The sequence below is a fragment of the Novosphingobium sp. genome (assembly GCF_039595395.1).
In the GTDB taxonomy this organism is placed as follows: Bacteria; Pseudomonadota; Alphaproteobacteria; order Sphingomonadales; family Sphingomonadaceae; genus Novosphingobium.
The window spans coordinates 2,818,405-2,829,638 of record NZ_JBCNLP010000001.1 but is presented as its reverse complement, the minus strand read 5'-3'; the positions used below and the strand labels follow the sequence as shown (position 1 = coordinate 2,829,638).

At 64.9% G+C, this 11,234-nt stretch carries 11 protein-coding genes and 2 riboswitches; of the genes, 10 read left to right on the top strand and 1 reads right to left on the bottom strand.

Annotated elements, in window-relative coordinates; genetic code table 11:
* Positions 1 to 5 precede the first annotated feature (5 nt).
* A complete protein-coding gene (locus tag ABDW49_RS13080; RefSeq protein ID WP_343612443.1) occupies positions 6 to 1,427 on the bottom strand; it encodes a sigma-54 dependent transcriptional regulator in 1,422 nt (473 codons plus the stop codon).
* 206 nt (positions 1,428 to 1,633) lie between these two features.
* Between ABDW49_RS13080 and ABDW49_RS13075 the strand changes: the two genes are divergently transcribed.
* The 10 genes from ABDW49_RS13075 to gcvPB all read left to right on the top strand — a co-directional run bounded on the left by ABDW49_RS13075 (position 1,634) and on the right by gcvPB (position 11,218).
* The gene (locus ABDW49_RS13075) at positions 1,634 to 1,789 is read left to right on the top strand and encodes an aa3-type cytochrome c oxidase subunit IV (RefSeq protein WP_343612441.1); all 156 of its coding nucleotides are present in this window, start codon (positions 1,634 to 1,636) and stop codon (positions 1,787 to 1,789) included.
* Between the two features lie 14 nt (positions 1,790 to 1,803).
* On the top strand, positions 1,804 to 2,925 hold the full coding sequence (locus ABDW49_RS13070) for an NAD(P) transhydrogenase subunit alpha (RefSeq protein ID WP_343614282.1): 1,122 nt from the start codon (positions 1,804 to 1,806) through the stop codon (positions 2,923 to 2,925).
* 25 nt (positions 2,926 to 2,950) lie between these two features.
* Positions 2,951 to 3,247, top strand: a complete 297-nt coding sequence (locus ABDW49_RS13065) for a proton-translocating transhydrogenase family protein (RefSeq protein ID WP_343612439.1) — start codon at positions 2,951 to 2,953, stop codon at positions 3,245 to 3,247.
* Positions 3,247 to 4,782 carry an NAD(P)(+) transhydrogenase (Re/Si-specific) subunit beta gene (locus ABDW49_RS13060; RefSeq protein ID WP_343612437.1) on the top strand — a complete coding sequence of 512 codons (1,536 nt, stop codon included), beginning with the start codon at positions 3,247 to 3,249 and terminating at the stop codon, positions 4,780 to 4,782. The genes ABDW49_RS13065 and ABDW49_RS13060 overlap by 1 nt, the downstream gene beginning before the upstream one ends.
* Positions 4,783 to 4,807: 25 nt before the next feature.
* Positions 4,808 to 5,140, top strand: coding sequence for a hypothetical protein (locus tag ABDW49_RS13055; protein WP_343612436.1), 333 nt, complete (start codon positions 4,808 to 4,810; stop codon positions 5,138 to 5,140).
* Positions 5,141 to 5,163: 23 nt separating this feature from the next.
* On the top strand, positions 5,164 to 6,345 hold the full coding sequence (locus tag ABDW49_RS13050; protein ID WP_343612435.1) for a deoxyguanosinetriphosphate triphosphohydrolase: 1,182 nt from the start codon (positions 5,164 to 5,166) through the stop codon (positions 6,343 to 6,345).
* Between the two features lie 100 nt (positions 6,346 to 6,445).
* Positions 6,446 to 6,556, top strand: a riboswitch (glycine riboswitch).
* Positions 6,557 to 6,678, top strand: a riboswitch (glycine riboswitch). It abuts the riboswitch before it with no gap.
* Positions 6,679 to 6,711: 33 nt separating this feature from the next.
* Complete coding sequence (gene gcvT, locus ABDW49_RS13045) at positions 6,712 to 7,908, top strand: glycine cleavage system aminomethyltransferase GcvT (RefSeq protein WP_343612433.1); 1,197 nt, start codon at positions 6,712 to 6,714, stop codon at positions 7,906 to 7,908.
* Entirely contained in the window at positions 7,905 to 8,276 is a 372-nt protein-coding gene (gene gcvH / locus ABDW49_RS13040) for a glycine cleavage system protein GcvH (protein WP_343612432.1), read from the top strand. The genes gcvT and gcvH overlap by 4 nt, the downstream gene beginning before the upstream one ends.
* 7 nt (positions 8,277 to 8,283) lie before the next feature.
* Positions 8,284 to 9,651, top strand: a complete 1,368-nt coding sequence (gcvPA, locus tag ABDW49_RS13035; protein WP_343612430.1) for an aminomethyl-transferring glycine dehydrogenase subunit GcvPA — start codon at positions 8,284 to 8,286, stop codon at positions 9,649 to 9,651.
* 1 nt (position 9,652) lies between these two features.
* A complete protein-coding gene (gene gcvPB / locus ABDW49_RS13030) occupies positions 9,653 to 11,218 on the top strand; it encodes an aminomethyl-transferring glycine dehydrogenase subunit GcvPB (RefSeq protein WP_343612429.1) in 1,566 nt (521 codons plus the stop codon).
* Positions 11,219 to 11,234: the final 16 nt, after the last annotated feature.

The following is an 11,234-nucleotide window of genomic DNA, read 5'->3' as shown; positions in this document are numbered from 1 at the left end:
TTGAATCAGGCAACGTTATCGATCCCCAGATCGCTCAGCTTGCGATAGAGCGTCGACCGCCCGATCCCCAGACGCCGAGCCACCTCGGTCATCCGGCCCCGGTAATGCCCGATGGCCAGACGGATCACGTCCGCCTCGATATCCTCCAGCGGGCGCAGATTGCCGTCCGCCGTGAACAGCATCACGCCCGCGCTTTCGTGGGCCATGCTGCCGGTGTGCACCGGCTCGGCGGTGATCATGCTGGAGAGCTGGGGGAAGTCGTCGGCGGTCAGGGCATCGCCATCGCAGAAGACGGCGGCGCGGAACAACACCGCCTGCAACTGGCGCACGTTGCCGGGCCAGTCATAGGCGGAGAGCAGCGACAGCGCGCCTTCGGTGATGCCGAGGCTACGCAGGCCGGGCTGCTCGCCGATGCGGGCGAGGAAGTGGCGGGCAAGGGCGGGGATATCGCCGGTGCGCTCGCGCAGGGATGGCAGAGAGAGCGTGGTGTTGCCGATCAGGGCCTGCAGATCGGGCAGGAAATCGCCCTGCGCCACCAGTTCCTTGAGCGGGAAATTGCTGGCGGCGATCAGGCGCACATCGACCCGGAAGGAGTGGCGCGCGCCGATGGGGCGGCAGTCGCTGCGGGTGAGGGCATCGGCGAGGCGCTCTTGCACGGCCAGGGGCAGGCGGTCGATCTCGTCGATGACCAGCGTGGCGCCGTCGCATTGCTGCAGGGCGCCCACTTGCCGGTCGAAGGCGCCGGGGAAGGCGCCTTTTTCGTGGCCGAAGAGGAGCGATTCGATCGAATTGCCCGGCGTGGACCCGGCATTGACGATGCGCAGCGGCAGCTTGGAGCGCATGGAGGCCGCGTGGATCGCGTGGACCAGCATTTCCTTGCCGGTGCCGCTTTCGCCCTCGATCAGCACGGGGCCGTGGTTGCGGGCCGCCTTGGCCGCTATGGCCAGAGCCGTGCGGAAAGCGGGGGCCGCGCCGATCATCGCCTCGAAGGTGGCGGGACCGTGCATCTTTTCGGTGAGCGGTTGAAGCTCGTCGCGCGGGGCCTCGCGCGTCGTGGCGGCGCGCAGGGCGTGCATCATGCGGTCGGGCGCGACCGGCTTGATCAGGTAATCGGTGGCCCCGGCGCGCATCGCTTCCACCGCCAGCAGCGGCGAGGCACTGGTGGTCAGCATCAGGATCGGCAAGGCGGGGCGGCGGTTGCGCAATTCGGCGATCAGGCCGCAGGCATCGTCGCCCGGCACCCACTGGTCGAGGATGATCGCGCCAAGCTGCATGCCCTGGCGCGTGCCGAGCATGGCAATGGCGGTTTCGGAATCACCCACGACGACCGTGCGCCAGCCTTCGCGCGCGGCCAGAGCGGTGATGAGACGGCTCTGCGCGGGCTCATCGTCGATCAGCATCAGCAGGCGCGGTTCGGTATCTGACATGCTCGCGTGCAACCCTTGGCGCCGCCGACAACAGACGGCCAATGGGCAAGCACTACATTCAAAGGTGTAAAGTTACCTTTAAGCCACGGATGCGGCGGGTAAGTTGCTGCACGGTAACGGCGGCTGTCCGGTCCAAAGTTCAAGGTTGTGATGCGCGCGGGTGATGATAGGATCGCGTGACAAAACAACGAACGGGACAGGACTTCATGACACAGGCCCATGATCCTTCAACGCATAACCATGGCGGTCAGGACGTGACCGCGGCGCGCCAGACCTATGATGGCTTCATCAAGCTGGTGCAGATTTCCACGCCGATCATTCTTCTTCTGGCGGCTTTCGTCGTCTTTCTGCTGACGCGCTGATCGTGGCAGGGGGGCTGATCATCGCCGTTCCGCGTGAGAGCGCGGAGGGAGAAACGCGCGTGGCCGTCACGCCCGAAACGGTGAAGAAATTCATCGCTCTGGGCGCGCAGGTCGCGGTGGAGACGGGCGCGGGGCTGAGCGCCTCGATAGCGGACGCCGATTATGCCGCCGTGGGCGCAAGGGTGGGCGATGCCGCCAGTGTGCTGGCGGGCGCGCAGATCGTGCTGGGGGTGCAGGGGCCTGACCCGGCGGCGCTCGCTGGCGTGGCGCCGGGGGCATGGGTTGTGGCGGGGCTCGATCCTTTCGGGCAGCGGGGGCGCATCGATGCCTATGCCGCTGCCGGGCTTGAGGCGCTGGCGATGGAATTTATGCCGCGCATCACGCGGGCGCAGTCGATGGATATCCTTTCCAGCCAGTCGAACCTTGCCGGCTATAAGGCGGTGATCGATGCGGCGGGTGTCTATGGTCGGGCCTTCCCGATGATGATGACGGCGGCGGGCACGATCAGCGCGGCCAAGGCCTTTGTGATGGGCGTGGGCGTGGCGGGCTTGCAGGCCATCGCCACGGCGCGGCGTCTGGGGGCTCAGGTGTCGGCGACCGATGTGCGCTCCGCCACCAAGGAGCAGATCCAGTCGCTGGGCGCGAAACCCATCTTCGTGGAAAGCGTCGCGGGGATCGAGGGCGAGGGCAGTGGCGGCTATGCCACCGAAATGAGCGAGGACTACCAGAAGGCGCAGGCCGAACTGGTCTCCGGCCATATCGCCAAGCAGGATATCGTGATCACCACCGCGCTGATTCCCGGACGGGCGGCGCCTCGATTGATCAGCGACGCGCAGATTGCCAGCATGAAGCCGGGCAGCGTGATCTTCGATCTGGCGGTTTCGCAGGGCGGCAATGTGGAAGGCTCCGTGGCCGACCAGATCGTCGAGCGGCATGGCGTGAAGATCATGGGCTGGACCAACACGGCCTCGCGGCTGCCGGCGGACGCCTCGGCGCTGTTTTCGCGCAATCTCTACAACTTCCTCTCGGCCTTCTGGGACAAGGAGAAGGGCGCTCCGGTGCTGGATGAGGAAATCGGCGGGGCAATCCGCCTCACGCAAGGCGGAGCGGTGGTGCATCCGCGCCTGCTGGGCTGACAGTTTTAGCCTGAGGGGGGCTGTTATGGATTTTATCTCGATCCTGTCGATTTTCGTGATGGCCTGTTTTGTGGGCTATTACGTGGTGTGGTCGGTGACGCCCGCGCTGCACACGCCGCTGATGGCGGTGACCAATGCGATCTCCTCGGTGATCGTGGTGGGGGCGCTGATCGCGGCGGCGGCTTCCGGTATCGGAGCCGGGGCGGGCGTGTCGAAATGGCTGGGGCTGGGGGCGGTGGTGCTGGCCAGCATCAACATCTTTGGCGGCTTTGCCGTGACCGCGCGCATGCTGGCGATGTATAAGAAGAAGGAGCGCAAGTGATGGAACACAGCGCTACTCCTTCGTGGGCCATGCTGGCCTATCTGATTTCGGGCGTGCTGTTCATTCTGGCATTGCGTGGGTTATCCAGTCCCAGCACCAGCCGGGCGGGCAACCGCTATGGCATGATCGGCATGACGATCGCCGTGGTGACCACGCTGGTGACGCATTTCCCTATAATGGGAATTTCTTATGAAGGCCCTTCGACTGCAATAGAACGTGGTTTTCAAGCGGTTCCTGATTTTGGAACATTCGGACTGATCCTCGCCGCCATCGCGATTGGTGGAGGCATCGGCTGGGTCACGGCGCGCAAGATTGCCATGACGGATATGCCGCAACTGGTGGCTGCCTTCCACTCGCTGGTCGGTCTGGCGGCAGTGCTGGTGGGTTGGGCGGCCTACCTCAATCCGCAGGCCTTCGGTATTGTCGAGGTGGTGCATGACGTGGCCACTGCTCTGGCGCAGACGGGACCGGAGGGCACGGCGCTGCCCATGCAGATCCACCCGCAAAGCCTGATCGAGATGTCCCTCGGCATCGCCATCGGCGCGATCACCTTCAGCGGCTCGGTCATCGCTTTCCTGAAGCTGGCGGGCAAGATGAGCGGCGCGCCCATCATGCTGCCCGCGCGCCATGCCATCAACATCGTGCTGCTGCTGGCCATCGCCTTCTTCATCTTCGGCTTCTTTATGTCGCAGTCGATGGTGGATATCGCGCTGATCACCGCGCTCAGCTTTGTGATCGGCTTCCTGCTGATCATCCCCATCGGCGGGGCGGATATGCCGGTGGTGGTCTCGATGCTGAACAGCTATTCCGGCTGGGCCGCCGCGGCGATGGGCTTCACCCTGCACAACACCGCGATGATCATCACCGGGGCGCTGGTCGGCTCCTCGGGTGCGATCCTCTCCTACATCATGTGCAAGGCGATGAACCGTAGCTTTGTCTCCGTGATCGCGGGCGGCTTCGGCGCGGCGGCGGAATCAGGCGGCGGTGCGGCCAAGGAACAGCGCCCGTGGAAGCGCGGCAGCGCCGAGGATGCGGCTTTCCTGCTCAAGGAAGCCGAGAATGTCATCATCATCCCCGGCTATGGTATGGCGGTGGCGCAGGCCCAGCATGTGCTGCGCGAAATGGCCGACACGCTCAAGAAAGAGGGCGTGAACGTCAAATATGCCATCCATCCCGTCGCGGGCCGCATGCCCGGCCATATGAATGTGCTGCTGGCTGAGGCGAACGTGCCCTATGATGAGGTCTTCGAGCTGGAGGACATCAATGGTGAGTTCGCTCAGGCCGATGTCGCCTTCATCATCGGCGCCAACGATGTGGTGAACCCCGCCGCCAAGACCGACAAGAGCAGCCCCATCTATGGCATGCCCGTCTTCGACGTGGACAAGGCCAAGACCGTGATGTTCATCAAGCGCTCGATGAGCGGGGTGGGCTATTCAGGTGTTGATAATGACGTCTTTTATATGGACCAGACCATGATGCTGCTGGCAGACGCCAAGAAGATGGTGGAGGAGATCGTCAAATCCCTCGAGCACTGAGTGTTTTGAAGGGATTGAACGGATCATGCGTGGGTTTGCAATCGCGGTGCTGGGTGCATCGCTGGTTCTGGGTGGATGCGTGCAGGGCATCGCCCGTGGCCGGGTGCAGGCGGCGCTCACCCACGCCGGTCTGTCCCAGCCGATGGCCGAATGCATGGCGCAGCGCATGGTTGATCATCTGACGATCTCGCAATTGCGCAAGCTGGAGGCGCTGCAGGGCCCCAAGCGTTCCGCGATGGATTATGTCGCCGCTGTTCAGCGCATCAACGATCCGCAGGTGATTCAGGTGACGGCCTCGGCGGCGGGCGCCTGTGTCGCTCAGGTCGGGCCCTCGGGCTTGGGGAGCTTGCTGCAATAGGGGCGGTGAGCTAGGCCCGCGCCATGGATAGTGCCGAAGCCCAGATCACCCGCTCCCCGCTGGCTTGCGATCCCCTGCGCTCACGCGGGCGCGAGTTTCCCATGGAGGGCGGGATCGCGCGCGGTCCGCGCAGCGAATACCAGCGCGACCGCGACCGGATCATCCATTCGATCAGCTTCCGCCGCCTGCGACATAAGACTCAGGTGTTTATCGCGCCCGATGGCGATCATTACCGCGTCCGCCTGACGCACAGCCTTGAGGTGGCGCAGATCGGCCGTGTCATCGCCCGCCAACTGGGGCTGGACGAGGATCTGACCGAAGCCCTGTGCCTCGCGCATGACATCGGCCACCCGCCCTTCGGCCACAGCGGCGAGGATGCGCTGCAGGAGGCGCTGAAGGAACAGGGCGGCTGGGATCACAATGCTCAGGCGCTGCGCACGCTGATGCGTCTGGAAAGCCCCTATTGCGGGCATGATGGTCTGAACCTGACATGGGAACTGCTGGAGGGTCTGGCCAAACACAACGGCCCGGTGCGCAACCCCGGCTGGGCCTTGCAGGAGCTGGATGCGGCCTTTCCGCTCGATCTGGGCAACTATTCCAGCCTTGAGGCGCAGGTCGCGGCGATTGCCGACGACATCGCCTATGACAATCACGATATCGACGATGGGTTGCGCGCGGGTTTCCTCACGCTCGATCAACTGACCGAGCAGCCCTTCGTGGCCGAGCAATGGTATGCCGTGGAGCAGCGCTATCAGGGCGCTCCGCGTGATCGCCAATTGCGCGAATTGGTGCGCAGCCAGATCGGCATCATGGTCAATGATGTGATCGCCGAGACGCGCTGCCGTATCGCAGGGCTCGAAACCGTCGATCAGGTCCGCCATGCCGGCCGCGCCTGCGTCGCCTTCTCGCCCGCGATGGAGGAGGAGGAGCGTCGCCTGAAGCGCTTCATGTATCAGCGGCTCTATTACCACCCCGATCAGCTCGACACCGCAGGCAAGGCCAAGCAGGTGACGGCGGGACTGTTCACCGCCCTGCGCGCTGATCCGTCGCTGATGGGCGAGGACTGGCTGTCCCGCATGCCCGAGGCCGAGCCGGGCCGCAGCCGCCACATCGCGGATTATATCGCCGGCATGACCGACCGCTTCGCCATCGCCCGCTATGCGCAGATCCATGGCAGCGCGCCCGAGGGGCTCAGCAACGTCTGATTTCTCCTTATGTCTTGAACAGATGCGACCTGTTTGGTGGACAAGGCGTCAAATGCCCTTTGACTTGGGCGTCACAACAGTGGATGGCGCGCTCATATCGCTGATCCATGCGGGAGAGTTTCTCGCGATTCGCCCGAAAGGGTGCGTTTGCGAGACGCCGAAGGAGCAACCGCCCCGGAATCTCTCAGGCACAAGGGACCGTGTGGATTGATAGCGATGCTCTGGAAAGTGCACTTCCGCTTTGCGGGAGGGCCGCCGAAGGGGTAAATCCTGCTCACGCTGGTCGCGGTGAGTGGGGCTAAGCTCTCAGGTTTCCGTGACAGAGGGGGCACCAGATCTGGTGCAATCTGTAGGGAAGCCCGAGTTGTGAGCGATTCATACGAACAGAACGAATCCGTGGATGTGGATGGCGATGAGCTTCCCGCGATCCTGACCCTGCCGCTCGATGCGTGGCACCGTGAACACGGCGCGCGCATGGTGGAATTTGCCGGTTACATGATGCCGGTGCAGTATGAAGGCATCATGGCCGAGCATCTCTGGACGCGCGAGAGCGCGGGCCTGTTCGATGTCAGCCATATGGGCCAGCTGGTGGTCAGCGTCGAGGGCGACGATCAGTCGGCTGTCGAGGCTGCTCTGGAAGCCCTGCTGCCCGCCGATTTGTCGATCCTGAAGATCGGCCGCATCCGCTATTCGCTGCTGCTGGACGAAAACGGCGGCATTCTCGATGACCTGATGGTCACCCGCTGGCGCAATGGCTTCTTCGTGGTGGTGAACGGCGCCACCAAGTGGGACGATATCGCCCATCTGCGCGAAAACCTGCCCGACGACATCACCCTGACCCACCGCGACGAGCATGGCCTGCTGGCGCTGCAGGGCCCCAAGGCCGCTGCGGCTCTGGCCTCGCTGGGCCTCAAGCCCGCGCTGGCCGATATCGTGCCGGTGGAGGAGCTCTCCTTCATGCAGGCCGGGCCCTATGAATGGAACGGCATCGAGCTGGGCGTCAGCCGCTCGGGCTATTCGGGCGAGGATGGCTATGAAATCAGCGTGCCTTATGAAGGCATCGTCGAGTTCGCCACCGCTCTGGCTGCCCACGCGGATGTGAAGCCCATCGGCCTTGGCGCGCGTGACAGTCTGCGTCTGGAAGCCGGTCTGCCGCTTTACGGCCATGACCTGTCGCCGGAAACCGATCCCGTCAGCGCCAACCTCACCTTCGCGCTCTCCAAGCGCCGCCGCGAACAGGGCGGCTTTATGGGCAGCGACCATGTGCTCAAGGTGCTGGCCGAAGGCACCGCCACGCTGCGCATCGGCCTGAAGCTGGAAGGCCGCCAGGCCGCCCGCGAAGGCGCCGAAGTCTTCGCTGGTGACGTCAAGGTCGGCACGGTCTGCTCGGGCGGTTTCGCGCCGAGCCTCGGCCATCCCATCGCCATGGCCTATGTCGATGCCGCGCACACTGCCGAGGGCACCGCTCTTTCCATCGACGTGCGCGGCAAGAAGCTGTCCGCCACCGTCGTGCCCATGCCTTTCCAACCCACCCGTTACTACCGCAAGGGAGCCGCCAAATGACTCGCTATTTCACCAAGGAACACGAGTGGATCCAGGTCGACGGCGATACCGCCACCGTCGGCATCACCGATTTCGCGCAGGAATCGCTGGGTGACATCACCTTCGTTGAGCTGCCCGAAGCGGGCCGCGCCGTCACGGCGGGCGAAGCTGTCGCCGTGGTGGAATCGGTGAAGGCCGCCAGCGACGTCTACGCGCCTGTCGCGGGCACCATTGCTGAGGGCAATGCCGCTCTCGATGCCGAGCCCGAGCTGGTCAACACCGCCGCCGAAACCGACGGCTGGCTTTTCAAGCTGACCCTGACCGATGCGGCTGCTCTGGGCGACCTGCTCGATGAAGCCGCCTACAAGGCCTATATCGCGGAGCTTTGATCTCACGATGCGTTATCTTCCCCTGACCCCGGCGGATCGTACCGCCATGCTCGCGGCCGTCGGCGCCGGCACCATCGACGATCTTTTCGCCGATGTGCCCGCCGATGCGCTGCTCTCCGGCCCCGTTGAAGGCCTTGCCCCGCACGCCAGCGAAATGGCGGTGGAGCGCCATATGGCGCGTCTGGCGGGCAAGAACCTGTCGGCGGGCGCGGCGCCTTTCTTCCTGGGGGCAGGGGCTTACAAGCACCATATCCCGGCCAGCGTCGACCATCTGATCCAGCGCGGCGAGTTCCTGACCGCCTACACGCCCTATCAGCCGGAAATCGCGCAGGGCACGCTGCAGGTGCTCTTCGAGTTCCAGACGCAGGTCGCGCGCCTGTTCGGCACCGATGTGGCCAATGCCTCGATGTATGACGGCTCGACCGCATGCTGGGAGGCCATCGCCATGGCGGGCCGCGTCACGCGCCGCAAGAAGGCGGTGCTCTCGGGCGGCCTGCATCCACATTACGTGGGCACGGCCGAAACCATGGCCAAGTTCACTGGCGATGTGATCGAGGCGCGCTCTCCGGTTCTGTCGGCCCAGCCCGACGACGCCGAGGTGATCGCCGCCATCGACGACCAGACCGGCGCTGTCGTGGTGCAGTATCCCGATATTCTGGGCCGCATTCCCGATCTGGCCGCGATTGCCGCCGCCGCCCATGCCAAGGGCGCGCTGCTGGTGGCCGTGGTCACCGAGCCGGTCGCTCTGGGCCTGATCGAGGCGCCGGGCCATCTGGGCGCGGATATCGTCGTGGGTGAGGGGCAGTCGCTGGGCGTCGGCCTCAACTTCGGCGGGCCTTATCTGGGCCTGTTCGGCGCTTCGGAGAAGTTCCTGCGCCAGATGCCGGGCCGTCTGTGTGGTGAGACCGTAGACGCCGAGGGCAAGCGCGGTTTCGTGCTGACGCTCTCCACGCGCGAGCAGCATATCCGCCGCGAGAAGGCCACCAGCAACATCTGCACCAATGCGGGTCTCTGCGCGCTGGCCTTCAGCATCCATATGAGCCTGCTGGGCGGCGAAGGCCTCAGCCAACTGGCAGCGGTCAACCATGACCGTGCGCGTCAGACGGCGGAGCGTCTCGCCCAGATTCCGGGCGTGACCGTTCTCAACGATGTGTTCGTGAACGAGTTCACCGTGGTTCTGCCTGCCGACGCCCGTGAAGCCGTGCGCTCGCTGGCGGACAAGGGCGTGCTGGGCGGTGTCGCCCTGGGTCGCCTCTATCCGCAGGACAAGGCGCTGCATGCCGGCCTGTTGGTGACGGCGACCGAATGCACCACCGATGACGACATTGAAGCGCTGGCCGCCACGCTGGCCGACGTTCTGAAGAAGGGGGCCTGATATGAACGCTCCGAATGCCTCGGGCTGGAAGCCTGAAATGGTGGCCGGTGACGGTTCCGTGCAGCCCATGACCGTCTCCGGCGACAAGGGTCTTCAGCTTGAAGAGCCCTTGATCTTCGAACTCAACCGCGCTGGCCAGACCGGTGTGGACATCGATGCGCCCAAGCGCGGGCCGGTCGCCGGGCTGTCGAAGTTCCTGCGCAAGGCGCCCGCCGCCCTGCCGGGCCTGACCGAGCCGGAGGTGGTGCGCCACTACACCCGCCTGTCGCGCCAGAACTATGCCATCGATCTGGGGCCCTTCCCGCTGGGAAGCTGCACCATGAAGCACAATCCGCGCCTCAATGAGAAGGTCGCGCGGATGCCCGGCTTTGCGGATATCCACCCGCTGCAGCCCAAGCAGACGGTCGCTGGCGCCTTTGAAGCCATCGCCGAACTGTCGGACTGGCTGATCGGCCTGACCGGCATGGCCGCCGTTGCCCTGTCGCCCAAGGCCGGTGCTCATGGCGAGCTGTGCGGGCTGCTCTGCATCCGCGCCGCGATCGAGGTCAAGGGCGAAAAGCGCCACATCGTGCTGGTCCCCGAAAGTGCGCATGGCACCAACCCCGCCACCGCCGCCTTCGCCGGTTTCCGCGTGGAGAGCATCCCCGCGACGCCGGATGGCCGCGTGGATATGGAAGCGCTGATCAGCCGCCTCGGCCCCGATGTGGCCGGCGTGATGATCACCAACCCCAACACCTGCGGGTTGTTCGAGCGGGATCTGAAAAAGATCTCCGACGCGGTGCATGCCTCGGGCGGTTACGTCTATTGCGATGGCGCGAATTTCAACGCCATCGTCGGCAAGGTGCGTCCGGGCGATCTGGGCGTGGACGCCATGCACATCAACCTGCACAAGACCTTCTCCACCCCGCATGGCGGTGGCGGTCCCGGTTCGGGTCCGGTGGTGCTGTCCGAAGCGCTGGCGCCCTTCGCGCCGCTGCCCTTCGTACAGCGTGAGGCCGATGGCCGTGTGCATCTGGTGGAAGAGGAAGAAATCGCCTCGACCGGCCATGCGCAGAGCTTTGGTCGTATGGCCGCCTTCCATGGCCAGATGGGCATGTTCACCCGCGCGCTGACCTATATCCTCTCGCATGGCAATGATGGCCTGCGTCAGGTGTCGGAAGATGCCGTGCTGAACGCCAATTACATCCTGCGCGAGCTGGAAGATGTGCTGGAGGCGCCCTTCGCCAAGGCGGGCCCCTGCATGCATGAGGCGCTGTTCAGCGATGCAGGTCTGGCCTCGGGCTTCTCGACGCTGGACATCGCCAAGGGCCTGATCGACGAGGGCTTCCACCCGATGACGGTCTATTTCCCGCTGGTGGTGCATGGCGCGATGCTGATCGAGCCGACCGAAACGGAAAGCCGCGCTGGCCTCGACCGCTTCATTGCCTCGATGCGCTCGCTGGCCGAGCGTGCCCGCGCGGGTGACGAACGCCTGAAGACGGCGCCGCACTTCACCCCGCGCCGCAGGCTGGATGAAACCCTGGCCGCGCGCAAGCCGGTGCTGGTGTGGAAGGGCGACGCTGCCTGATAGGCGCGACGTAGAC